Annotated in this window: 24 protein-coding genes; 17 read left to right on the top strand and 7 right to left on the bottom strand. The window is 67.1% G+C overall.

All coding sequences use genetic code 11. The annotated features are described in order from the left end of the window. Positions 1-95 precede the first annotated feature (95 nt). Together J2X67_RS08730 and J2X67_RS08725 are read left to right on the top strand one after the other, a co-directional pair. Positions 96-1,094: a tripartite tricarboxylate transporter substrate binding protein gene (locus J2X67_RS08730; RefSeq protein ID WP_309952238.1), complete on the top strand. Its 999-nt coding sequence runs from the start codon at positions 96-98 to the stop codon at positions 1,092-1,094. Continuing rightward, positions 1,091-2,107: a tripartite tricarboxylate transporter substrate binding protein gene (locus J2X67_RS08725; protein ID WP_309952235.1), complete on the top strand. Its 1,017-nt coding sequence runs from the start codon at positions 1,091-1,093 to the stop codon at positions 2,105-2,107. The genes J2X67_RS08730 and J2X67_RS08725 overlap by 4 nt, the downstream gene beginning before the upstream one ends. Positions 2,108-2,125: 18 nt before the next feature. Here J2X67_RS08725 and J2X67_RS08720 read toward each other — a convergent pair whose 3' ends face one another. Both J2X67_RS08720 and J2X67_RS08715 read right to left on the bottom strand, forming a co-directional pair. Then, positions 2,126-3,016: an alpha/beta fold hydrolase gene (locus J2X67_RS08720; protein WP_309952234.1), complete on the bottom strand. Its 891-nt coding sequence runs from the start codon at positions 3,014-3,016 to the stop codon at positions 2,126-2,128. A 28-nt stretch (positions 3,017-3,044) separates the two neighbouring features. After that, positions 3,045-3,875, bottom strand: coding sequence for a class III extradiol ring-cleavage dioxygenase (locus J2X67_RS08715; protein ID WP_309952233.1), 831 nt, complete (start codon positions 3,873-3,875; stop codon positions 3,045-3,047). Positions 3,876-3,976: 101 nt separating this feature from the next. Between J2X67_RS08715 and J2X67_RS08710 the strand changes: the two genes are divergently transcribed. Together J2X67_RS08710 and J2X67_RS08705 are read left to right on the top strand one after the other, a co-directional pair. Then, the gene (locus J2X67_RS08710) at positions 3,977-4,921 is read left to right on the top strand and encodes a LysR family transcriptional regulator (protein WP_309952231.1); all 945 of its coding nucleotides are present in this window, start codon (positions 3,977-3,979) and stop codon (positions 4,919-4,921) included. Positions 4,922-4,952: 31 nt separating this feature from the next. Beyond that, positions 4,953-6,821, top strand: a complete 1,869-nt coding sequence (locus J2X67_RS08705) for an ABC transporter ATP-binding protein (protein WP_309952230.1) — start codon at positions 4,953-4,955, stop codon at positions 6,819-6,821. Between the two features lie 6 nt (positions 6,822-6,827). Here J2X67_RS08705 and J2X67_RS08700 read toward each other — a convergent pair whose 3' ends face one another. Beyond that, entirely contained in the window at positions 6,828-7,265 is a 438-nt protein-coding gene (locus J2X67_RS08700) for a VOC family protein (RefSeq protein ID WP_309952228.1), read from the bottom strand. 72 nt (positions 7,266-7,337) lie between these two features. On the opposite strand from J2X67_RS08700, the gene J2X67_RS08695 reads away from it, so the two are divergent. The 4 genes from J2X67_RS08695 to J2X67_RS08680 all read left to right on the top strand — a co-directional run bounded on the left by J2X67_RS08695 (position 7,338) and on the right by J2X67_RS08680 (position 11,705). Continuing rightward, positions 7,338-7,958, top strand: a complete 621-nt coding sequence (locus J2X67_RS08695; RefSeq protein WP_309952227.1) for a helix-turn-helix domain-containing protein — start codon at positions 7,338-7,340, stop codon at positions 7,956-7,958. A gap of 428 nt (positions 7,959-8,386) precedes the next feature. Next, positions 8,387-9,796 carry a DUF2868 domain-containing protein gene (locus J2X67_RS08690; protein WP_309952225.1) on the top strand — a complete coding sequence of 470 codons (1,410 nt, stop codon included), beginning with the start codon at positions 8,387-8,389 and terminating at the stop codon, positions 9,794-9,796. Next, positions 9,793-11,205: a GTPase/DUF3482 domain-containing protein gene (locus tag J2X67_RS08685; RefSeq protein ID WP_309952224.1), complete on the top strand. Its 1,413-nt coding sequence runs from the start codon at positions 9,793-9,795 to the stop codon at positions 11,203-11,205. Before J2X67_RS08690 ends, J2X67_RS08685 begins: the two co-directional genes overlap by 4 nt. 137 nt (positions 11,206-11,342) lie before the next feature. After that, on the top strand, positions 11,343-11,705 hold the full coding sequence (locus J2X67_RS08680; RefSeq protein WP_309952222.1) for a hypothetical protein: 363 nt from the start codon (positions 11,343-11,345) through the stop codon (positions 11,703-11,705). Positions 11,706-11,714: 9 nt separating this feature from the next. On the opposite strand, the gene J2X67_RS08675 is transcribed toward J2X67_RS08680, so the two are convergent. The 3 genes from J2X67_RS08675 to J2X67_RS08665 are packed head-to-tail and all read right to left on the bottom strand — an operon-like array spanning position 11,715 to position 15,626. Next, on the bottom strand, positions 11,715-13,961 hold the full coding sequence (locus tag J2X67_RS08675; protein ID WP_309952221.1) for a xanthine dehydrogenase family protein molybdopterin-binding subunit: 2,247 nt from the start codon (positions 13,959-13,961) through the stop codon (positions 11,715-11,717). A 2-nt stretch (positions 13,962-13,963) separates the two neighbouring features. Further along, positions 13,964-14,959 carry a xanthine dehydrogenase family protein subunit M gene (locus J2X67_RS08670; protein WP_309952220.1) on the bottom strand — a complete coding sequence of 332 codons (996 nt, stop codon included), beginning with the start codon at positions 14,957-14,959 and terminating at the stop codon, positions 13,964-13,966. Then, positions 14,952-15,626, bottom strand: a complete 675-nt coding sequence (locus tag J2X67_RS08665; RefSeq protein WP_309952219.1) for a 2Fe-2S iron-sulfur cluster-binding protein — start codon at positions 15,624-15,626, stop codon at positions 14,952-14,954. Before J2X67_RS08665 ends, J2X67_RS08670 begins: the two co-directional genes overlap by 8 nt. 121 nt (positions 15,627-15,747) lie before the next feature. Here J2X67_RS08665 and J2X67_RS08660 point away from each other — a divergent pair, with 121 nt between their 5' ends. The 4 genes from J2X67_RS08660 (at position 15,748) to J2X67_RS08645 (ending at position 19,330) form a co-directional block, all read left to right on the top strand. Next, on the top strand, positions 15,748-16,656 hold the full coding sequence (locus J2X67_RS08660; protein WP_309952216.1) for a LysR family transcriptional regulator: 909 nt from the start codon (positions 15,748-15,750) through the stop codon (positions 16,654-16,656). A gap of 94 nt (positions 16,657-16,750) precedes the next feature. Further along, positions 16,751-17,371 carry a PAQR family membrane homeostasis protein TrhA gene (gene trhA, locus J2X67_RS08655; RefSeq protein WP_309952213.1) on the top strand — a complete coding sequence of 207 codons (621 nt, stop codon included), beginning with the start codon at positions 16,751-16,753 and terminating at the stop codon, positions 17,369-17,371. A 104-nt stretch (positions 17,372-17,475) separates the two neighbouring features. Then, positions 17,476-17,916, top strand: coding sequence for a helix-turn-helix domain-containing protein (locus tag J2X67_RS08650; protein WP_309952521.1), 441 nt, complete (start codon positions 17,476-17,478; stop codon positions 17,914-17,916). 112 nt (positions 17,917-18,028) lie between these two features. Further along, positions 18,029-19,330, top strand: a complete 1,302-nt coding sequence (locus J2X67_RS08645) for a UDP-N-acetylglucosamine 1-carboxyvinyltransferase (protein WP_309952212.1) — start codon at positions 18,029-18,031, stop codon at positions 19,328-19,330. Positions 19,331-19,339: 9 nt separating this feature from the next. On the opposite strand, the gene bla is transcribed toward J2X67_RS08645, so the two are convergent. Beyond that, on the bottom strand, positions 19,340-20,230 hold the full coding sequence (gene bla, locus J2X67_RS08640; protein ID WP_309952211.1) for a class A beta-lactamase: 891 nt from the start codon (positions 20,228-20,230) through the stop codon (positions 19,340-19,342). A 210-nt stretch (positions 20,231-20,440) separates the two neighbouring features. Here bla and J2X67_RS08635 point away from each other — a divergent pair, with 210 nt between their 5' ends. The 5 genes from J2X67_RS08635 to J2X67_RS08615 are packed head-to-tail and all read left to right on the top strand — an operon-like array spanning position 20,441 to position 23,666. Beyond that, positions 20,441-21,079 carry a CDP-alcohol phosphatidyltransferase family protein gene (locus J2X67_RS08635; RefSeq protein ID WP_309952209.1) on the top strand — a complete coding sequence of 213 codons (639 nt, stop codon included), beginning with the start codon at positions 20,441-20,443 and terminating at the stop codon, positions 21,077-21,079. A gap of 29 nt (positions 21,080-21,108) precedes the next feature. Continuing rightward, a complete protein-coding gene (locus J2X67_RS08630) occupies positions 21,109-21,687 on the top strand; it encodes a glutathione S-transferase family protein (protein ID WP_309952207.1) in 579 nt (192 codons plus the stop codon). Between the two features lie 15 nt (positions 21,688-21,702). After that, positions 21,703-22,344 (top strand): histidine phosphatase family protein, encoded by a 642-nt coding sequence (locus tag J2X67_RS08625; protein ID WP_309952206.1) that lies wholly within the window; start codon positions 21,703-21,705, stop codon positions 22,342-22,344. Positions 22,345-22,389: 45 nt separating this feature from the next. After that, positions 22,390-23,352, top strand: coding sequence for a DnaJ C-terminal domain-containing protein (locus tag J2X67_RS08620; protein ID WP_309952205.1), 963 nt, complete (start codon positions 22,390-22,392; stop codon positions 23,350-23,352). A 2-nt stretch (positions 23,353-23,354) separates the two neighbouring features. Then, a complete protein-coding gene (locus J2X67_RS08615) occupies positions 23,355-23,666 on the top strand; it encodes a chaperone modulator CbpM (RefSeq protein WP_309952204.1) in 312 nt (103 codons plus the stop codon). Positions 23,667-23,675 lie beyond the last annotated feature (9 nt).

Genomic DNA, 23,675 nt, shown 5'->3' with positions numbered 1-23,675 from the left:
TGAAAACGCTCTATTTCGGGGTATTCCCTAGATCATGTGGATTTTTATGGATTTCTAAATCAATATAAGAAGAACATTCATAAACGGAGACATCGATGAAGGAACCTCGCGGCACTCGCCGTGCGTTTGGCGCAGCGCTCGGCGCTGCGGCCCTCCTGGGCCTGGCGCCCATGGCATTGGCGCAAGACTTTCCGGTGCGCGGCGGCAAGCCGATACGCATCGTGGTGGGCTTTACCGCCGGCGGCGGCACCGATGCGCAGGCGCGCATCGTGGCGCAGAAGCTCGGCGAAGTGCTGGGCACCAGCGTCATCGTCGACAACAAGCCCGGCGCCAGCACCATGCTCGCCGCGAGCGAGGTGGCGCGCGCGCTGCCCGACGGCTACACGCTGCTCTACGCGCCCTCTTCGACCATGGCGCAGAACCCGCACACCTTCTCGCAGGTGCCCTATGACCCGTTCAAGGACTTCACCGCCATTTCGATGGGCGGGCGCGGGCCGCTGGTGCTGTCGGCAAGCACCACAGTGCCGGCCGGCAACGTGAAGGAGCTCATTGCCTATGTGAAGGCCAACCCCGGCAGGGTGAGCTACGCCTCCTTTGGCGCGGGCACCTCGTCGCACATCTACGGCGAGGCCTTCGTGAAGAAAGCCGGCATCGACGCGGTGCACATTCCCTACAAGGGCGGTTCGGACGCGGCCAAGGACCTGATCGGCGGCCGCGTGCAGTACATGTTCGATTCGGCATCCTCGGCGCTCATCACCTCGGCCACCGGCAAGGTAAAAATCCTGGCGATTGCCGCCAACGCGCGCATTGCCGCGCTGCCCGACGTGCCCACCTTCGCCGAGCAAGGCGTCACGGGGCTCGACCTGCCCAGCTGGCTCGGCTTCTACGGCCCCGCGCACATGCCCGCACCGGTGGTCGCCAGGCTCAACACGGCGCTGGCGCAGGTACTGGCAATGCCGCAGGTGCGCGAGTTCTATCGCTCGGGCGGCTACGAAGCCGGCGCCTCCACGCCGGAAGAGTTTGCAAGCGTCACGCGCTCGAGCTACGAGCGCTGGGGCGCGATGGTCCAGCAGGTAGGGTTGGCCAGGCAATGAACCACTCTGTCTTGTTCAGCCGCCGCCGCATTGCCGCGTGGATGGGCCTTGGCATCGCACTGGGCGCAACCGCGGTGCCGTACGGCGCGTTCGCGGCCGAGCCTGCGGCCTTTCCCGAAAAAGGCCGCAGCATCCGCATCGTGCTTGGCCTGGCGGCAGGCGGCGCCTCCGACGCGCAGGCGCGCTTCGTGGCCAACAAGCTGGGCGAGGTGCTGCAGACACCGGTCATCGTCGAAAACCGGCCCGGCGCCAGCTTCATTCTGGCAACCGAAGAAGTCATTCGCGCCGCGCCCGACGGCTACACGATGATGTACGCGCCCTCTTCCGTGGTGGCGCAAAACCCGCAGACGCTCGCGCAGGTGCGCTACGACCCCTTCAAGGACCTGACACCCATTTCGCTCGGCGCACGCGGGCCGCTGGTGCTGACCGTGCATGCGAGCGTGCCGGCGCGCACGGTGCAAGAGCTGGTGGCCTACATCAAGGCCAACCCCGGCAAGATGAGCTATGCGTCTTTCGGCACCGGCACCTCGTCGCATATCTACGGCGAGGCGTTCGCGCAGAAGGCGGGGCTGGACGTGGTGCACGTGCCCTACAAAGGCGGCGCCGATGCTGCAAAGGACTTTCTCGCGGGCCGCGTGCAGTACTACTTCGATGCGGCGCCCAACGCCATCCAGAACACCGCCACCGGCAAGGTTCGCATGCTGGCCGTGGCCGCGCCAAAACGCAGCCCAATGCTGCCCGACGTACCCACCATGACCGAGCAGGGCGTTGCCGGCGTCGACATGCCAAGCTGGCTGGGCTTCTATGGGCCAGCGCGCATGCCGGCGCCCGTGGTTGCCAAGCTCAACGCGGCGCTCGCGCAGGTGCTGGCGATGCCCGCCACGCGCGACTTCTTTCGCCAGGGCGCTTATGAAGCCGAGTCATCGAGCCCCGCCCAGTTGGCCGAACTCACCCGTTCAACCTACGACCAGTGGGGCGAGATGATCCGCAAGCTCGGGCTGGTGAAGCAATAGCGGGGTGTCGGCCAAGGGTCACGCCAGAAAGCGCAGCAGCAGCCGGTTGAAGTCATCGGCACGCTCGTACTGCGCCCAGTGCCCTGCCCCGTCGATCACCACGCCTCCGCGCTGCGGCTGCCCGGCCGTGAGTTGCGCCACCAGCGGACGCGGATCGGCGGTCACGTCGTACTCGCCCCACAGCAGCAGTTGCGGCCCGCCGATGGTGTCGAGCGCAGCTTGCAGCCCGCCCGCCTGCGACACCTCCTTGCTGCGAAAGCGCGTGCCGTGGCAAGAGATGTCGTGAATCTCGAAGGCCAGCGCGTCGATGGCGGCCTTGTCGTGCAGCATGAGCGCGCCCAGGTTGTGCAGGAGCGCGGCACGTTCTTCTTCGCGATCGGGTGCGGCGCGCCAGTTGATCATCTGCACTGCCATGCGCCGCATGGTGCCGTGGCCGCCGCTCCCCACCAGCGCCAGGCGCCGGATGTTGCCGCGGCGCACCGCAAAGCGCGCTGCGGTAAGCCCGCCAAAAGAAAAGCCGCCCAGGTCGATGGGTGTGCCGGCGCCGATCAGCTGGTCGAGCGAGCCACCCAGCGCATCGAGCAAGGGGCCGAGCGGATCTTCACCGGGCGCTGCGCGAGGCGGCGCATCGGAATCGTTGAAGCCGGGCATGTCGGGCAGCCACAGCGTGCGGCCGGCCGAAAGCGCATCGACGTTGCGCAGCCAATGCATCCAGCTGCCGTGGCCGCCATGCAGCAGCACCAGCGGCGGATCGGTGCTTTCTTCTTCGGCGCCAAAACGGCGCCAGCACACTCGCACGCCGCCGTGCACCACGTCGTGGCGCGTGCCGGTGGCGGCGATGCGCTCGATGAGCAGGCGGGCTTGTGCGTCTGGCTCTGGAGTGGAATTTGAATCGGGGATGGAAGGCATCGCCCGATTCTGCCAATTGGCCGTTCTTCTAGCTGGCGGCCGCGCCAAAGCGGTAGCTCGACACCACCAGCCCGCCCATGAACGCGTCCTCGTGATAGATGCGTTCACCGGCTTCCTGCTCGGCCGCGCCAACCGCGACCATCAGCGGAATGAGGTGTTCCTCGCGCGGATGCGCCATGCGCGCCGAAGGGGCCGAAGCCCAGTCCTGCAGCCGCTGCACGCGCTCTTGCGGCGATGCGTGCACGGAGGTGTCGTCGAGCCAGTCGCCGAACGCCTTCGAAACGCCATGCGCCTGCGGGCCGAAGTTGCGCAGGTTGTGATAGCTCAAGCCGCTGCCGATGATGAGCACGTTCTCGCCCCGCAAAGGCGCGAGCGCGCGGCCTAGCGCCAGGTGCTCCGCCGGGTCGAGCCCGCGCTTGAGCGACAGCTGCACCACCGGCACGCTGGCGTCGGGGTACATGGCGGCCATGGGCGAGAACATGCCGTGGTCGAAGCCGCGCTCGGGATCGATGGCCGCAGGCAGCCCGGCCTCGGCCAGGAGCGACTGCACGCGCTGCGCAAGCTGGGGCGAGCCCGGCGCCTCGTAGCGCACCTCATACGTGTGGGCAGGAAAGCCGCCGTAGTCGTAGATCATGGGCGGGTGCGGGTTGCCCTGCACGGTGAAGACCGGCGCCTCCCAGTGGGCCGACACCATGAGGATGGCGGCGGGCTTGCGCCCGATCTGGCGCGGCATGTCGGCCAGCGCTGCGGCCAGCTGGTCGTACGTGGGGCCCATTTCCTTCTTCATCCAGGGCCAGGGGCCGCCGCCGTGCGAAATGAAATACGTGGGCAGGCGCGAAGTGCTGTTGTCGTGGGTCAAGCCGATGCTCCTTTGAAAGCGTTGAATCGACTGTAGACATTTCCCACCAAGAAATCGACAGGCTACGATGCATCGGTTCATTTCTTCACAGGAAACCTTGCATGGACCGCCTGACCAGCCTGCGCGTGTTTCGAGAGGTCGTCGAGTCGGGCAGCTTCGTGGCCGCGGCCGAGCGGCTTTCGATGTCGCCGCCAATGGCCAGCAAGCATGTGGCGCAGCTCGAAAAATCCTTGGGTGCGCGGCTTTTGCACCGCTCCAGCCGCCACCTGAGCCTGACCGAGGCCGGCACCGCCTGGTACGAGCAGAGCGGGCGCGCGCTCGACCTGCTCGACGCCGCGCAAGCCGCCATCGGCCAGAAGAGCGAGGCGCCGCGAGGCCAGCTCAAGGTGAGCGCGCCCGTGTGGTGTGCCACGCCGCGCTTTGCGCGCGTGCTGGCCGACTACCGCGAGCGCTTTCCTGAAGTGCTGGTCGACATACACCTGGAAAACCGCAAGGTCGACCTTGCGGCCGACGGCTACGACGTTGCGCTGCGCGCCACGCAAGAGCCCTCTCCCGCGCTCATTGCGCGGCCGCTTTGCCGCGTTCCTTTCTATCTGGCGGGCACGCCGGCCTACCTGCGCCGCATGGGCGGCAACCCCACGCTGCCGGCCGACCTTGCGCGGCTCGGCGCCATCGTGCCGAGCTACGTGAACCTGGACAACCTTTCGCTCAAGGGGCCGGGTGGACGGATGTTTGCGCTGCGGCTCACGCCGGCCATGCGGTCGGACGACACCACGCTCACGCTGCATGCCGTGCGCGCGGACATGGGCATTGCCTTCTTGCCCGAATGGCTGGTCGACGACGACCTGGCCACCGGTCGGCTGGTGCAGCTGCTGCCCGACCATGCGCCGCATCCGGTCACGCTTTTTGCCGTGTACACCAGCCGCAGGTACATGGCGCCCAAGCTGCGCAGCTTTATCGATTTTCTGGGCGAACGGCTGGGCGGCCAGCCACCGGCGGCGACGGAACGCACCCTTTCGGGGCAAGGAGATACCGGCCCGGGATAAAGTCGCAGCTTCTCCCTGGAGACTGCACGCCTTGTTCCGTTTCTTCGAAAAACTGCTCCACCCCTATCCCGCCGCCGAACCGGCGCTTCCCCCAACCGGCTTCTTCGCCTTTCTATGGGCCTGCACGCGGGGCCTGCGCCTCAAGATGGCCGTCATGGCGGCGCTCACCGCGGCCATCTCGGGGTTCGAGGCGCTGCTGTTCGCCGTGCTCGGACGCGTGGTCGACTGGCTTGGCGGGCAAGTTCCGTCGCAGCTTTGGGCGGACCGCGGCAACACGCTGATGTGGCTGGCCGCGCTGCTGGTGATCAGCATTGGCGTAGTTGCGCTGCAAACCATCGTCAAGCACCAGACGCTGGCGGTCAACCTGCCGATGCGCCTGCGCTGGAACTTTCACCGGCTGATGCTGGGCCAGAGCATGGCCTTCTACCAGGACGAATTTGCGGGCCGCATCACGGCCAAGGTCATGCAGACCGCGCTCGCGGTGCGCGACACCCTTTTTGTGCTGGCCGACGTGGTAGTAGCCATGGGCGTGTACGTGGTGACCATCATCGTGCTGGTGAGCGTGCTCGACGTGCAGCTGGTACTGCCGTTCATCGTCTGGCTTGTGCTGTATGCCGCCTCGCTCATGTACTTTGTGCCGCGGCTCGGCAAGGTGGGCAAGGCGCAGGCCGATGCGCGCGCGCTGATGACCGGCCGCGTGACCGACGCCTACACCAACATTGCCACCGTCAAGCTGTTCTCGCACACGCAGCGCGAGGCCGGCTTTGCGCGCGAGGCGATGCGCGAGTTCATGTACACCGGCTACGGGCAGATGCGGCTGGTGAGCGCATTCGAAATCGTCAACCATGCGCTGAGCATGGGGCTGACGGCCGGCATGGCCGGCACTGCGCTGTGGCTCTGGTCGAACGGCACCGTGGGCGTGGGCGCGGTGGCCGCCGCCACTGCAATGGCACTGCGCCTGCAGGGCATGTCGCACTGGATCATGTGGGAAATGACCAGCCTGTTCGAGAACATCGGCACCGTGCAGGACGGCATGAAGACGCTGTCGCGCCCCCGCATCGTGCTGGACGCCCCCAACGCCGGCGTGCTGCAAGTGCCGCGCGGCGAGGTGCGCTTCGAGCATGCGAGCTTTCGCTATGCGGATGCGGGCCGCCGCGTCATCGACGACCTGAACCTGGTGGTGCGGCCCGGCGAAAAGATCGGCCTCGTCGGCCGCTCGGGGGCGGGCAAGTCGACGCTGGTCAACCTGCTGCTGCGCTTTCATGACCTGGAGAGCGGCCGCATCCTGATCGACGGGCAAGACATTGCCCATGTGACGCAGGATTCGCTGCGCAGCCACATCGGCATGGTCACGCAGGACACCTCGCTCATGCACCGCTCGGTGGCAGACAACATTGCCTATGGCCGCCCCGACGCGACGCAAGAGCAGATCGAGGCCGCCGCCAAGCGCGCCGAGGCGCACGACTTCATCCAGACGCTGGGCGACGCCACCGGCCGGCGCGGCTACGAAGCGCACGTGGGCGAGCGCGGCGTAAAGCTTTCAGGCGGCCAGCGCCAGCGCGTGGCCATTGCGCGCGTGATGCTGAAGGACGCACCCATCCTGCTGCTCGACGAGGCCACCAGTGCGCTCGACTCCGAGGTGGAAACCGCCATCCAGCAAAGCCTGTACAGGCTGATGGAAGGCAAGACCGTGATTGCCATTGCACACCGCCTCTCGACCATTGCGGCGATGGACCGGCTCATCGTGCTGGACGAAGGCCGTGTGGTGGAAGAAGGCGACCACCGCTCGCTCATGGCGCAAGGCGGGCTTTACGCTCGGCTTTGGGCGCACCAGAGCGGCGGTTTTCTGGGCGATTCGCTCGAGGAAGACGAAGGCGAAGGCGAAGCGCTGCGGGCGTAGCCAAGCTCAGGTGGGCAAAGCGCCGGCCTCGTACAACGCTGCGAACTCCGCGCTCGGCGCAATCGGCTTGACGATGTCGATCAGCACGCCGTTCGGGTCGCTGGTAATGAAGTGGCGCTGGCCGAAGTCTTCGTCGCGCAGCGGCAGAAGAATCGGCAAGCCGGCTGCGGCGAGCCGGTCGTGAACCGCATCGGGGTCGTCCACCTCGAAGTTCAGCAGCAGGCCGCCCGCCACCTGGCCGCGCGCCGGTGCGGGAATGGTCTCGTGCCGGCCGTCGAGCACGGCAAGGTTCACCGATGGCTGCCCTGCCCGTTCTGCCAGTTGCAGGTGCACGTACCAATCGCTCGTGAACAGCGGCGCGAAGCCGAAATGTGCCTGGTAGAAGCTGGCCGTTCCGGCCACGTCGTTGGTCATGATCACCGGGTAGTAGCTCGTCACTTTCATCGCAAGGGACCTTTCAATTAACATACAGACTGAATGTAAGTTGGATATTAATTACAAACAGTCTGTATGTAAATGCCAAAACCGATCGCCTCCCCTCAGCCCAGAACCAACCGCGAGCGCACCGAAGCCACGCGCCTCGCGCTCATCGATGCCGCACGCGCGCTGTTCGTCAGCAAGGGCTACGGCGAAACCTCGACGCCCGAGATTGCTGTTGCAGCCGGTATCACCCGTGGCGCGCTGTATCACCACTTCGCCGACAAGCGCGACCTCTTCAGGCAGGTGCTGGTGCGCGAAGCCGAAACCGTTGCGGCCGACATCGAAGCGGCCACGCCGCGGCAGCTGACTCCGCGCGAGGCACTGCTGCAGGGCAGCAAGGCCTACCTGGACGCTATGGCCGCCCCCGGCCGCACGCGGCTGCTGCTCATCGAAGGGCCGGCCGTGCTGGGCCTGGAAGAAAGCATGGCCATCGACGCAGCCACGTCGGCCAACTCGCTGCGCGAGGGGCTGGAGAACGCCAGGCTGGGCAGGGGAGAGGTTTCGCTCGACGCGCTCGCGCGGCTGCTCTCGGCGGCGTTCGACCGGGCCGCACTCGAGATAGATGCCGGGGCCAACGCCCACGAAATCCATTCGGCAATGCGCTGGCTGCTGGAGCAGGCACTGGCCCCCGAACCGCGCCGCAAGTCCGCGGGCTGACGGCGTTCCGGCGGGGCGCATGCGCTCGGCCAGGTCTTCGCGAGTCCTACAGCACAGGCCGCCCCTCGCCGACAGTCACCAGCCTCCTCAGGCCCGATGCTGAAGCTGTCGTCAACAACGAGGAGTCCTCGCGTGAATTCCATCATTTATATCGTCGGTCTGGTCGTGGTTGTCGTGGCCGTGCTTTCGTTCTTCGGCCTTCGCTAAAGACAGGCAATCCCCTAGGCTTCGCGCACTTGGTGCCGCCTCTCCGCCCCCTTCGCCGGGGGCAACACCTGCGGCCCGGCAGAGCCGGTTCCGCGGTGTTCCATAACATTCCACAAAAAGGATCGATTGCGATCCTTTTTCTCATCAGTTCCTTCGCAGCGCGCCGGGCATAATTTGCGCGCCTTCCGCCATCGCGGAGCGCCACTTGCGAAGGGACCCTGTTGACCAACACCGCGTTGCGCGAATCTGCTTTTCCGGACGCGGTCATTACCGAGGCGATCCGATGGACCGAAGAGAAAGGTCCACTCGACGATGCGCAAGCCATGCGCACCGCCTCTTCCCTTACAGCTGACTCACATGCACGCATCACCGTGCGTGCGCTGCAGCTCGGCGAGCGCATCGGCCTTCAACCCGAACTGGCACGCGCCCGGCAGTGGGGGCCATGGGTTCTGCTCGGCCTGGTAGCGTTGGTCGTGGTTGCGGGCCTGGGCCTCGCCGGCAATGTGGTCGGCGGCGGCGAGCGGCACATCAACGTGATCGTCGCGCTTGTGAGCGTGCTTGGCATTCACCTCGTCACGCTGCTGCTCTGGCTGGCCGGCCTGTGGCTCCCCCTCGGCTCGTTCAATACGAGCTCGCTCGGGTGGATATGGCTCTCGCTCACCGCACGGGTGGCCGGCGGCAAGCGGGGCCAGGCACCGGTGCTGGTGCGCGCAGCCACCGGGCTGTTGACCCGTGCCAGGCTGCTGCCCTGGGCCTTCGGGCTCGTGAGCCATGGCATCTGGTCGCTCTCTTTTCTGGTGGTGCTGGCCGCGCTGCTCTTCGCGCTTGCGTTTCGCAGCTACACGCTGAGCTGGGAAACGACGATTCTCGATCCCGCATTTTTTGTGCGCGCGGTACAGGCGCTGGGCTGGGCGCCGGCACAGCTGGGCTTTCCGGTTCCCGATGCGGCAACGGTGCTCTCGGCCACGCCCAGCGCAGCGGGCCAGCGCACATGGGCGCTGTGGCTCACCGGCTGCATCGTGGTGTACGGCTTGCTGCCGCGCGTTGCGCTGGTGCTGCTGAGTGCCATCGTGTGGCACAGGCGCCGCGCAGCGCTGCATCCGGATTGGAGCGACGCCTACTACCACAAGCTGGCGGCCAGGTTCGCCGCCCTCGCGCCGCCGGCCATCGTCGATGCCGACCCCGGCCGCGCACCAGGCATTGCACCTGCCGGGCTTGCACCTTCGGAACTGCAGGACACGCTGTTCGTCATCGGGTTCGAGCTGCCTTCGGACATTGCCTGGCCGCCCGCGGGCTTGCCCGCCGCACAGGTGCAGCGCATCGACGGCAGCGCCCCCGCGCGCCGCAGCCTGCTCGACCAGTTGGCGCTGGCACGCCCGCGTGCGGTGCTGCTGGTGTGCCACGCGGCATCGAGCCCCGACCGCGGCACCGAGCGCTTTCTGCGCGACGTGCTGGCCCATTGCGGTGAGTGCCGCCTGTGGCCGGCTCAAGACGTGAAGAGCGTGCAGAACGATTCCGCCGTCGGCGCCGCACAGCGCTGGATCGACTGGCTGCAGGCTACCGGCCTGCAGCGCATCGCGGCCACACATCGGCTCGAAGATGCGCTGCAGCAACTCGGCGCGGCGCCATGACGCAGCAGCAAGCCATCCGCATTGCCGTTGTCGGCCACACCAACGCGGGCAAGACCTCGCTGCTGCGCACGCTCACGCGCCGCGCGAACTTCGGCGAGGTGTCGCAGCGCCCGGGCACCACGCGCCATGTGGAATCGGCCGACCTCGAAGTGAACGGCCAGGTTGCCGTTCGTTTCTTCGACACGCCCGGGCTCGAAGACGCGGTGGCGTTGCGCGAACACCTGGCCGGCCTCGACCCGCAAGCAACGCCCCCCGAGCGCATCCGCCTGTTCTTGCAAGGCCCCGAGGCGCATGGCGTGTTCGAGCAAGAGGCCAAGGTGCTGCGCACCATGCTGGACATCGATGCGGCTTTCCTGGTCATCGACGTGCGCGAGCCGGTGTTGCCGAAGTTTCGCGACGAAATCGAATTGCTCAACTCCTGCGCGCGGCCCGTGCTGCCGGTGCTCAACTTTGTGCGCGATGCGGCAAGCCGCGAAGCCGCATGGAAAGAGCTGCTCTCGGCCTACGGCCTGCACGTGCAGGTGCGCTTCGATGCGGCAGCCCCGTTCACCGGCGCCGAGCGCGAGCTGTACGGCGATCTTTCAACGCTGCTGCGCGACAGGCGCCAGCTGCTGCAAGGCGTGGCGGATTCACTGGCCGCCGAAGCCGCCGAACGCCGCCGTGCCGCCTGCGTGCGCATCGCCGGGTTGCTGGTCGATGCCGCCGCACTGCGCCGCACGGTGGCGGCAGAAGAATTTGCAGACAGCGCCCGCCGCAAAACACTCATCGCCGCGCTGCAGAAAGACGTGTTCGACAAGGCGCAGCGCTGCACCGACGACCTGCTCGCGCTCTACGGATTTCGCCAGGACGATGCCGGCGAAGCGCCCCTGCCGCTGGTCGAAGGCCGTTGGACGCTGGACTTCTTCAGCCCCGAAGCCATGAAGGACGCGGGCCTGCGGCTTGGCAAGGGTGCCGTCATCGGCGCCGCGGTGGGCGTGGTGGCAGACCTTGCCGTCGCCGGCATTTCGCTTGGCGCGGGCGCCGCTGTGGGCGGCGCCATCGGCGGTGCGGTGTCGCAAGGCTGGGGCCCCTTGGGGCGCAAGCTGGTGAACAAGCTGCGCGACGTGCATGAGCTCACTGTCGAAGACGGCGTGCTGTTCGCCCTGGTGGCATGGCAGCTGAAGCTCACGCGCGCGCTGGAGCAGCGCGGGCATGCAGCCACCGGGCGCATTGCCGCCGAAACCAGCGCAACGCAAGAAGCACCCACGCGCGCAACGGCGGCCGCTGTTCGCGCTGCCAGGCCGGCGCGCAGCCACCCGGAGTGGCAATCGACCGGCGTGGCAACGCGCAGCTTCTGGCGCCCCGCTCCGCAGCGCGAGGCACTCGCGGCCGAGCTGGCGCGCACGCTACAGGGCGCCTTCGAAAGCTGAGCGCCCTGCCTTCGCTTGCAGGCGGTGGCGAAGGATTCCTACGCGCCCGTTCAGGCGCGAGTTCCAGTCTTTTCGATGGACAACAACGGCACGCGGGGTGCCGTTTGTCTTGTCGTCATCCAGAAAAAGGAGCACCCATGTCCGTCGACTGCAAACTGCTCGCCACCCCTTTGATCGGACGCGTGTGGCAAGGCCGCACGCCCATTGCGCGGGCCGACGAATACCTGCGCTACAGCTTCGAGCACGGCATCCAGGAAATCGCGAAGAAACCCGAGTGCCTGGGCGTGCAGTACTTTCGCAAGCTGAACGGCGACACGGCCGAATTCAGGACGGTGTCTTACTGGCGATCGATCGAGCACATGCACGCGATGCATGCGCAGCGTGGCGATCCGCTGCGCGTGGCGCCGCTGGCACGCGACCCCGAGTTCCTGCTGGAGCTGCCGGAGTTCGTGGACATCGTCGAGGTGCATGTCAACTCGTTCGGCACGACGGGCAAGTAGCCCGAAGGTTCAGCCCTCCAGCAAGTCCTCCAGCCGCAACGGCAGCCGGCGCAGCCGCTTGCCCGTGGCATGAAACACCGCATTCACGATGGCGGGCGCCACGCCCACCATGGCCACTTCGCCCAGGCCTTTCACACCCAGCGCGTTGAGCCGTGGGTCGGGCTTGCCGACAAAGTCGACATCGATGCGGCCGATGTCCGCGGCAACAGGCAGCACGTATTCCGCAAGGTCGGCGTTGATGAAGCCGCCGTAGCGCGCATCGACCTCGCTCGCCTCGCGCAATGCGGCACCAATGCCCCACACCACGCCGCCTTCGACCTGGCTGCGCGCGGTGCGCGGGCTCGCTACCGTACCGCAGTCGGCCACGCTGAGCACGCGCGGCACCCGAATGCGGCGCGTGGTCGGCTCGATGCGCACCTCGACAAAGTGCGCAATGAAACTGAAGGCGACGAAATCCGGATACACCGGCCCGGCCGCTGCGGGCAGCCCACCGGTAAGCCGGCCGAACACCTGCTCGGGCTGGCCCGGCGCGCGCATGCGGCTTTCGGCCTCGGCAAAGGGGCGGCCCGAGGCGCGCAGCAACGCCCCCGCGGTGGCGCCATTCGCATCACCTGCGGCTGTGGCCGCGCCTGCGTTCTGCCGCAGGTCTTCCATGAGCCGCTGGGCGGCCTCCTGCACCGGCGGGAGTGCGGTGGCCGTGCCCCAGGAGCCGGCGGTCAGGTGCTGCGGCGCGGCGGTGGTGTCGCCCAGAACGATCTCCACCGCGGCCACCGGCGCGCCGAGCGTGCGCGCCACCGTCAATGCAATGGCGGTGCGAATGCCCTGCCCCATTTCGTGCCCGCCCACTGCCACCCTCACGGTGCCGTCAGCGCCGAGCCGCACCTTGGCAACGGCCGGCGCAATGGCCGCCTTGTAGGCACCCGCCGCCACGCCCCAACCGATGAGGCTGCCATCGGGCGCGCGCATCGAGCGCGGCGCCATCGTGCGGCGTGCCCAGCCGAATTTGCTGCTTCCCATGGCGAGGCACTCGGCCAAATGGCGCGATGAAAAAGGCTTGCCGCTGATCGGGTCGACAGCCGCATCGTTTGCCAGGCGGAACGCGACCGGATCTCGGCCGAGCGCGTAGGCCATCTCGTCGACCGCGCTTTCGAATGCAAAGGCGGCCGGATGCTCGAACGGTGCCCGCATGTAGCCGGGCGTTTGCACATCGGTGCGCACGAGCCGCTCGCGGCCCAGGAAGTTGCCGATGCCGTAGAGCCGCGATGTGATCTCGGTGCCGCTCGACGGAAAAAGGTCATGCTGCGAGGTCTGCTGGTCGATCTCGTGGATGGCCGCGGTCAGCTTGCCATTGCTGTCGGCACCCAGCCGCACGTGGTGGCGGCTCGCGGGCCTGAAGCTCGCGTTGTGGAAGAGCTGGCTGCGCGAGAGCACGAGCTTGACCGGCTGGCCCAGCGTGCGCGCTGCAATTGCGACCAGCGCGGTGTGCGACTGCAGCGAGTTCTTCTGGCCGAAGCCGCCGCCCACGGTGGGCGACAGCACGCGCACCTTGGCGGGCTCGATGCCAAGCTGTTTGGCGAGGCCGTGGCGCACGCCTTCGGCGTTCTGGGTGGGCTCGCGGAGGGTCAGCACGCCGTCGGCGCTCCACTCGGCCACGGTCGCGATGATTTCCATCGGGTTCTGGTGCTGGGTCGGCAATTCATACGACGCGTCCACCGTGAATGCCGCCCCCTGGAGCGCGGCCTCCGCATCGCCTGCGCGCCGGTCGGCAAACATGGGTTGCGGCAGCAGTGCCGATTGCGCCTGAGGCCGGGCATCGGGCGCATCGATGGTGGCAACGAAAGGAGCGGCCTCATAGGTCACGACCACCAGTGCCGCGGCCTCGCGAGCAGCCTCCAGCGTGTCTGCGACCACCATGGCAACGGTCTGCCCGCGGTAGGCGACTTGCGGCGAACGCAGCGGATAGAAGCTCTGAAAGCCGAAGCCGCCGCCCATCAGGAAGCCGCCCGTGTCGAACGCGCCGACGTTCTCATGCGTGAACACCTGCCGAACACCGCGCACGCGCTGCGCAGCGGCGGTGTCGATGCCGGTGACGGTGCCACGTGCGATGCGCGAAGGCACCAGCGCAGCGTGCAGCAGCCCGGCGCGCGCATCGTCTGCCGCATAACGCGTGGCGCCGCGCACCTTGTCGCGCGCGTCCACACGCTCGGCACCCGCGCGGGGCGTGCTCTTTTTGGCTGTCTTGAAGTTGGTTGCCATCTTCAGTTCCTTTCCCTGGCCAGCATCAGCGCATCGGTCACTGTTTCGATGCCTAGCGCCACCTTGAATGCGTTGTGCTCAAGCGGCTTTGCGCCCTCGAAGGCAAGTTCGGCGGCACGCCGCGCGGCCGCTCGCGTGAACGGCTGGCCGACGAGACTGCGCTCTGCCTGCTCTGCACGCCACGGGTGCGTGGCCACGCCGCCCAGCGCAATGCGCGCATCGACCACCCGGTTGCTCTCGATCTCCAGTGCAACGGCCGCCGAGGCAAGCGCAAAGGCGTAGGACTCGCGGTCGCGGATCTTGTGGTACGTCGAGCCCCGGCCTATGCGGCCGCGCGGTATGCGAATGCGCACGATCAGCTCGTCGGCCGCAAGCACGGTTTCCAGGTGCGGCGTGGTGCCCGGCGTGCGGTGCAGTTCGCGCACGGGCACCGTGCGCTCGCCGCGCGGGCTTGCAGTGTCGACCAGCGCATCGAATGCCACCAGCGCAACCGCCCAGTCGCCGGGATAAACGGCCACGCAGGCTTCGCTGCCGCCAAGCACCGCATGGCCGCGGTTCTGGCCGCCCATTGCCGCGCAGCCGCTGCCGGGCACGCGCTTGTTGCACGCGAATTCGGGCCCGCCGCGAAAGTAGGCGCAGCGGGTGCGCTGCAGCAGGTTGCCGCCCACGGTCGCCATGTTGCGCAATTGCTGCGAGGCAGCCTTCCAGAGCGATTCCGACAGGGCCGGGAATTCGCGCTGAACCACGGCGTTTTCGGCCACGTCGCTCATGGCGGCGAGCGCACCGATGCGCAGTTCGGCGCGGCTTGCGGTGTCTACTTGGCGCAGGCCTTCGATGCGGGTGATGTCGATCACCGTGGCCGGCGCTTCAACACCAAGCTTCATCAGGTCGAACAGCGTGGTGCCGCCTGCGAAGTAGCGCGCGCCGGGCTGGTGTTGGGCCAGCAGGTGCACGGCTTCGCCGGTGCTGCGGGGGCGGAGATAGGCAAAGTCATGCATGGCGGTTGCCCTCCAGGCGGCCTTCCATGCGCAGCACTTGCGGCGCCGCTTCGCGAATTGCTTCGACGATGCCCGCGTAGGCGCCGCACCGGCAGATGTTGCCGCTCATGTATTCGCGGATCTGCGCCTCGCTGGTGGCGTGCCCCTCGCGCACGCAGGCAATGGCAGCCATGACCTGGCCGGGCGTGCAGTAGCCGCATTGCAGCGCATCGTGGTCAAGAAAGGCCTGTTGCATGGGGTGCAGCGTGCCGTCGGGCAACTCGATGCCTTCGATGGTGGTGACGGCGCACCCGTCGGTCTTTACGGCAAGCGTGAGGCACGAGGCCACGCGGCGGCCGTCCACGTGCACCGTGCAGGCACCGCACTGGCCATGGTCGCAGCCCTTCTTGGCGCCCGTAAGGCCGAGCTGCTCGCGCAGCACGTCGAGCAGCGAGGCGCGCGCCTCCAGCTTCAGCTGGTGGTGCTTGCCGTTGATGATGACGCGGGTCTCCTGCGCGCCCGTTGCGGCGGCGGATGTTGTGCCGCCGGTTTCCGGGGCTGCGCTTGCACCGGCCGAAGCAGCGGCACCCGCGCCCACCGCCGTGGTCATCATGAATGTGCGGCGGTTGAAGTTGAAGCCACTGAAAGCAGGCACCGGGCCTGTCGCGTGTTGCAGAGGTTGGTTCATCGGAGCTTTCCTTTTTGGCCTTCCGGAAGGGTGGACTGAAAGTCTCGCTGTTCTGCCGGGGCGAATAAATACGCAAATTCCGCCAATACAATTCAACGAGACTCAACAATCGAGGGAACCGATGGACCGCTTCGACGCCATGCAGCTGTTCACCCGCATCGTCGATCTGGGCAGCTTTACCCAAGCTGCGGCCGCGCTGGACATTCCGCGTGCCACCGCCACGCACGCCATCAAGGAACTGGAGGCAAGGCTGCATGTGCGCCTGCTGGAGCGCACCACGCGGCAGGTGCGCACCACGGTCGACGGCCAGGCCTTCTACGAACGCTGCCGCCATCTGCTGCGCGAACTCGAGGACGCGGAGTCTTCGCTGTCGGAGCTGGCCGTCAACCCGCGGGGGCGCCTGCGCATCGACATTCACGGCGCGCCCGCGCAGGCCATCGTGCTGCCCCGCATTCGCGAGTTTCACGAGCGGTATCCGCACATAGAGCTTGTCATGGGCAGCGGCGACAGGCTGGTGGACCTGCTGCGCGAGGGCGTCGACTGCGTGGTGCGCGCGGGCGAGCCGAAGGATTCATCGCTCGTCACGCGCCGCCTGGCACTGCTGCCGCAAGTGACCTGCGCAAGCCCCGGTTACCTCGCCGAATACGGCACGCCCACGCAGCCTTCCGATCTTGCGCAGCACCTGGGCGTCAACTTCTTCTCGGCGTCGCGGCCCGAGGTGTTTCCCTACGAGTTCCTCGTGGGCGGCAAGCTCGAGACATACATGCTCAAAGACTGGATCAGCGTGAACAACGCCGACCTCTACAAGACCTGCGCCGAACAGGGCTGCGGGATCATCCAGGTGCCGCGCTTCAGCGTGGAGAAGCAGCTGCGCGATGGCTCGCTGGTCGAGATACTGCCGCACGCGCCCTGCCCGCCGATGGTCTATTCGGTGCTTTATCCGCACCACCGCCAGCTGTCGCCGCGGGTGCGGGTGTTCATCGACTGGATCGCGCAGCTTTATGCGGAGCGCTTCGGCACGGCCGGGTGAACGACGAGCGGAGTCACTGTGCGGTCATGAGGGCGGCCTAGCATCCACTGGCCTCTGCCTTCTCTTCCCGACCAAGACTGCTGCACTCCACGCGATGTACCCCGGCGAACGTCTCAATGGGTACAGCCATCTGCTGGGCCTGGTGCTTGCCCTGCTGGCCACCGTCCTTTTTCTTGCCAAGACCTTGCCCACCGGCGACGCCGCGCGCATTGCCGGCGCGCTGGTGTTCTCGCTCTCGGCCGTGGCGCTGTATGCCGCATCCACGCTGTTCCACAGCACGCGCGGGCGGCTGAAGCGCTTTTGGGAGCGGGCCGACCATTGCGCCATCTACCTGCTGATTGCCGGCACCTACACGCCTTTCGCGCTCGTTACTCTGCAGGGCGCCTGGGGCTGGGTGCTGATGGCTGCGGTGTGGGGCGCCGCATTCTTCGGCATCGGGCGCGAGCTGCTGCAGGGGGACAACGCGGCCTCCAAACCCCCGCTGGCGCTGTACATCGGCATGGGCTGGCTCGGCGTGCTGGCCGCTGCGCCGTTGGCTGCCCGGCTCGACGGCGGCGGCCTGGCATGGCTGCTGGCCGGCGGCGTGCTCTACACGGTGGGCACGGTGTTCTACCGAAACCGCCGGGGGTTTCGGCATGCGCACGGCACCTGGCACCTGTTCGTGCTTGCAGGCACGGCGAGCCATTTCGTATCGGTGGGGTGGTTCGTGCTTTGACGCCCGCCGCCTGCCGCTTGGCCACCTATTGCGCCGCAGCAGAAAACTGGCACTTTTTTATTACTTGCCGATCCGGCTTCGCGCAAGGTGTGCAAAATGCCCCCATGCCAAATATTGCCTCCATCCTCAAAGCCGAGATTTCCCGTGTTGCCCGCAAGGAAGTTCGCACAGAGATCGAAACGCTGAAAAAAGCCTCCACGCATCACCGTGCCTCCATTGCCGCGCTGCGCCGTCAGGTCGAAAAACTGGAGAAGGAGTTGCGGCGCGCGCTGAAAACGTCCTCGAGCGGCTCCCCCGCGGGTGACTCGGACGATGGTTCCGAATCGGGCCCGTCCCGCCGATTCAGCGCCACGCGCCTTGCCACGCACCGCGAAAAGCTCGGCCTCTCGGCGGCGGCTTACGGAAAGCTGGTGGGCGTTACCGGCCAGACCATTTACAAGTGGGAGCAAGGCAAGGCGCGCCCGCGCAAGGCACAGCTGGAGGGCCTCGCATCGGTTCGGGGCCTGGGCCGGCGCGAAGTGGCAGAACAGCTGAACGCGGAATAGTTCACTTGCGCGCTCCACGCTTTGGGGCGCCCGGCGGGTAAAGTTCCGGCACTCATCCGCCGGTTCGTTACCGCTCCGTTTTTTCCGCCCCGTTTCCGCCTTTCGTATCCCCATGTCCAATCTCATCGTGCACGGCGGTACGCCGCTTCGCGGCCGCATTACCCCTTCCGCCAACAAGAATGCCGTGCTGCCGGTGCTGTGCGCCACGCTCCTCACGCGTGAGCCGCTGCGGCTGCAGGGGGTGCCCGACATCACCGACGTGCGCAAGATCCTCGACATCTTCCGCAGCCTGGGCAGCGAAGCGCGCATGGACCACGCCACCGGCACGCTGGAGCTGCACCACCGCGACACCGCGTTCGACGCCGCACGCGACCGGCTGCCCGAGGAAATGCGCTCGTCGATCATGCTGGTGCCTCCGCTCCTGGCGCGCTTCGGCATTGCGCGGCTCGAAGACAACGTCAAGGGCTGCACGCTGGGCGTGCGCGAAATCGATCCGCATGTGGACGTGTTCCGCCGTTTTGGCGGCAAGGTAGAGCGCGCCAGCGGTTCGCTGCTCGTGCGTTGCGAAGGGCCGCTTGCGCCCACCGAGCACTGGCTCGACTACGCATCGGTCACCACAACCGAAAACTTCGTGCTGTGCGCGGCGGCGGCCCGGGGCACGTCGACGCTCACCAATGCCGCTTCAGAGCCGCATGTGCAGGAGTTCTGCCGCTTCATGACGATGCTGGGCGTGCGCATCGAGGGCATAGGCACTTCGCGGCTTACGGTGCACGGCGGCAATGCCCTGGGCGGCGGAGAGTTCCGCTTCGACGAAGATTTTCACGAGATCACCACCTTCCTGGCGCTGGGCGCAATCACGGGTGGCGATGTGGTCGTGCGCAACAGCGCGCCTGAAAACTTTCCGCTCATCGACCGCACCTTCGCCAAGTTCGGCGTCACGGTCACGCACGAAGACGGCTGGTCGCGCGCCACCAGCACCGGCCCGCTGAAGGTGCAAACGCCCTTCACGAGCAACGTGCTCACCAAGGTGGAGGCCGCGCCGTGGCCCTACTTTCCGGTCGACCTGCTGCCCATCTTCATTGCGCTGGGCGTGCGTGCCCAGGGCAATGCGATGTTCTGGAACAAGGTGTACGACGGCGCCCTGGGCTGGACCAGCGAGCTGTCCAAGTTCGGCGCCCACGTGTTCTCGTCGGACCCGCACCGGCTCATCAGCTTTGGCGGCAGCCCGCTGACGCCGGCCGTGGTCGAGAGCCCCTACATCATTCGCGTGGCCATTGCGCTCTTCATGGTTGCGGCCAGCATCGAGGGCCGGTCCGAAATCCGCAATGCGGCGCCCATTCGGCGCGCCCACCCGCGCTTCGTCGAAAACCTGCGCAGCCTGGGCGTGCAGGTCGAGTGGACGAGCGAAGAATAAGCCTCGGGCTCAGCCCCGCAGTGCGTTCACCACGATGCGCGCCGCCGACGCGATGACGTCGTTGTGGGCCGGCGCATCCTCCTTGGGAAAGGTAAGGTAAACCGCCAGCACCAGCGGAGCCCCCGACGGCGGCCACAGCACGCCGGCGTCGTTGTTGCTTCCGTAGGAGCCCAGGCCGGTCTTGTCGCCCACCTTCCAGTCGGCCGGCACACCGGCGCGAATGCGGGCGGCGCCGGTGGTGTTGCCCAAGAGCCAGGTCTCGAGCTGGCTGCGTTGCGCCGCACCGAGCGCATTGCCCAGCACCAGCCGCTGCAGGCTGGCGGCCATGGCCTCGGGGGTGGTCGTGTCGCGCAGGTCTCCCGGAATGGCACTGTTGAGTTCGGTCTCCCAGCGGTCGAGCCTGAAGGCCTGGTCGCCGATGGAGCGCGCGTACGCGGTCACCGCGGCGGGCCCGCCGAGAATCTTCATCAACAGGTTGGCCGCCGCGTTGTCGCTGTACTGGATGGTGGCGGCGCACATTGCGGAAACCGTCATGCCCTCTTCAAGGTGCTTGCCGGTGATGGGCGAATTGGGCAACAAGTCGCTCTTGCCGTAGCGCACGCGGCGCTCGAGCAGGCTGCCGTCGCGCGTGCTGCGCGCAAGAACGGCTGCAGCCAGCATGGTCTTGAAGGTGCTGCACAGGGGAAAGCGCTCGGTGGCGCGGTGCTGCACGCGCGCGCCGCTGCCGGTGTCGAGCGCGGCCACGCCGAGCCGCCCGCCCACGGAGCTTTCGAGCGCCGCAAGCTGTGCTTCTGCCGATGCGGCGTGCTGCGCCTTTGCGGACCAGGCGGTACAGGCACTGGCCAGCGGCAGCGCAGATGCGGCAAGCAGAAAGATGCGGCGATTGGCAAAGGATTTCATTTGTCTTCGAGCTGAGTGAATGGAACGAAGGCAATCGTAGGAGCGCGATTGCGCAGGTTCCAGCGCCAGGCGATGCAACCGCGTCTCGCCTGTATCGGGTGTAACGCAGGATCGAACCCCGGCCAGCCCTCCGGAGTCGGATGCCGACTACAGGCAAGGGGCCCCGCTTGCGTTAAGGTGCGGTGCATTCGCAGACTCCGAAGCACCCCCATGACCACCCCCTCTTCCGCACCGGCCCGCAAGCATTTTTCGATGATCCGCGGCTTTCACCTGGCCGATGTGTTCACGCTCGGCAACGCCGCATGCGGCGTGGGCGCGGTGTTCCTTGCGATGGCTTTCATGGCAAGCCAGTCGCTTGCGCAGTTTCTCTGGGCTGCAGCGCTGGCGCCTGCGGCTTTTGTGTTCGACGTGTTCGATGGGCGCATTGCGCGCTGGCGCCAAACGCACTCCGCGCTCGGGCGCGAGCTCGATTCGCTGGCCGACGTGATTTCTTTCGGCGTGGCGCCCGCCGCGCTGGCCTTTGCGGCCGGGCTGGACGGCGGCTGGGACTGCGTATTGCTGATCTATTTCGTCGGCTGCGGCGTAAGCCGGCTCGCGCGCTACAACGTCACGGCCGAAGCGCTTTCCGCGGGCGCAGACAAGGTCAAGTACTTCGAAGGTACGCCTATCCCCACCAGCGTGGTGCTTGTGGGCGTGCTGGCCTGGGCGGCCTGGCAAGGCCGCATCGGCGATGCGGTGTGGGGCGGCGCGTGGACGCTCGGCCCATGGCAGCTGCATCCACTCAGCCTGCTCTTTGCGCTGTCGGGCACGCTGATGATCAGCAAGACGCTGCGCATTCCCAAGTTCTGACCGTCCATCCACCGAAAGGAGACCGTTCGATGCTGAAGCTGTACTTCGACCCCCAGAGCCGCTCGCAGGTTGCGAAGTGGATGCTCGACGAAGCAGGTGTGGAATACGAGATCGTGACCACCCTCATCCGCGAGAAGGCGCACAAGAGGCCCGAGTACCTGAAGATCAACCCCGCGGGCAAGCTGCCGGCACTGGTCGACGGCCGCACACGCGTGTTCGAGAACGCGGCCATCTGCATGTACGTGGCCGACAAGTTTCCGCAGGCCCGGTTGGCACCGCCCGCGGATTCGCCCGAGCGCGGCCGCTACCTGTCGCTCATGGTCTATTCGACGGCGCAGCTGGAGCCCGCAATGGGTGACAGCCTGCTCGGGGTGCGCAGCAACAACAGCGCGCGCGGCTGGACCAACTTCGAGCAGGCCAAGGATGCAGTGGAGCGCGAGCTGGGCGAGGGGCCGTATCTCTTCGGTGCGCGCTTCACCGCGGCCGACGTGATGATCGGCTCGATGTTCATCTGGCACCGTGCGTTCGGCGGGCGCTCCAACCGGCCGAAGATCGATGCCTACATCAACCGGCTCCAGGCCCGGCCCAAGGGCATGAAGTTCGGCTGAGGCTGACCACACCGCATGTCGCAAGCACCTTTTCCCCATGGCGCAACCGCCGGCCTCGACGAGCTGGTGCGCATTGCCTCCACGCAGCCGCTGGCGCCCGCCTGCGATCACTTCTACTTTCTGCGCCACGGCCAGACCGGCCGCAATGCGCAGCGCATTTTCCAGGCCGTGGACGAGCCGCTGAGCGAGCTCGGGCTCCAGCAGGCGGCCCGCGCGGCCCAACTGCTCGCGGGCGAGCCGATCCGCACCATCGTCTGCAGCGATGCGCGGCGGGCCCACGACACCGCGCACACCGTGGCGGCCGTGCTCCGCGTCGAGCCCACGCCGCAAGCGGCACTGCGCGAACGCAATTTCGGCGCCCTCATCGGTACCTCTTCGGTCAACATCGACTGGGCTTGCGAGCCCGACGGCGGCGAAACCCTTGCGCAGTTCGTCGCGCGCAAAAGGCAGGCGCTCGGCGACGCGCTGGCGCAGCCCGCACCGGTTCTGGTGGTGGCGCATGGCGGCACGCTCTACGCGCTGGCCGCGCTGATCGGCGTGCCTATCGACCTGGGTCTGCTCGGCAACGCGCAGCCATTGCGTTTTTCGCGCAATGGCCCTAAATGGGCTGTAACGCCGCTGCTGCGGCATGCCGACGGCGATTCGGCCCTGGCGTAGGCAACGCGGGCGCGCACTGTTCGGCGTTCACTCAAACGGACAGCCATGGAATTCAAGGACTACTACAGCACGCTCGGCATCGATCGCACCGCGTCCGAGGACGAGGTGCGCAAGGCCTACCGCAAGCTTGCACGCAAGTACCACCCCGACGTCAGCAAGGAAGCCGACGCCGAGAAGCGCATGCGCGACATCAACGAAGCCAACGACGTGTTGCGCGACAAGGAAAAGCGCGCCGCCTACGACGCGCTGGCCGACCGCGTGGCCCGCGGCGGACACCCCGAGGGCGACTTTCAGCCGCCGCCGGGGTGGGACACGGGTTTCGAGTTTCACCGAGGCCCGGGGCAAGGGCCTGCCGACCACGCGGAGTTCAGCGACTTCTTTTCCTCGCTCTTCGGCGAGGCCGAGCGGCGTGGCGCCGCAAGGCGCAACTACCGCGCGCGCGGCGAGGACCACCATGCGGCCATCGAGATCTCCCTCGAAGACGCGCTCAACGGCGCCGAGCGCGAGATCACGCTGCGCGCGCAGGAAACCGACGCGCAGGGCCGCCCCGCGCTGAAGACGCGCACCCTCAGCGTCAAGATTCCGCCCGGCATGCATCCGGGGCAATTCATCCGGCTTGCCGGACAGGGCATGCCTGGCCATGGCGGCGAGCCGGCCGGAGACCTGTACCTGGAAGTGCGCATTGCGCCGCACAAGCTCTACCGCGTTGAAGAGCGCGACCTGTACATGACGCTGCCAGTTACGCCGACCGAAGCCGCGCTGGGAGCGCAGGTGAAAGTGCCTGTGCCCACGGGCGGTGCGGTCGAGGTGACCGTGCCGCGCAACGCGCGCAGCGGCCTCAAGCTCAGGCTCAAGGGCCGCGGCCTGGGCGGCAAGCAGCCCGGCGACCTGTACCTGCTGCTCGATATTGCCCTGCCCCCGGCCGACAGCGACTCGGCCCGCAAGGCCTACGAGCAACTGGCCCAGGCATCGGCTTCGTTCAACCCACGCCAGCATCTGGGAGTGTGAGCATGGCGACCGTTTCCGTCACAACAGCCATCAGCGCATCGCAGCCGCTCGCCGCAAGCGAACTGGCCCATGCCTGCGGCGCCGACACCGAATGGGTGGTGCAGCTCGTCGAAGTGGGCATCGTGCAAATTTCTACAGCCGATGCCCCGCCCGAGCGCTGGCAGTTTTCGAGCAGCGACCTGCAATGCGCACTGGAAGCACGCCGGCTGGAGCGCGACTTTGGCGTGGGCCTCGACGCCGCCGCGCTCATTCTTGATCTGCAGCACGAAGTGCGGCGACTCAAGGCCGCGATGCGCGCGCATGGCCTGCGCTAGCAGGCAGCG

Source organism: Variovorax sp. 3319 (genome assembly GCF_031456585.1).
In the GTDB taxonomy this organism is placed as follows: domain Bacteria; phylum Pseudomonadota; class Gammaproteobacteria; order Burkholderiales; family Burkholderiaceae_C; genus Variovorax; species Variovorax paradoxus_P.
This window is presented reverse-complemented; position numbering and strand designations above follow the sequence as displayed.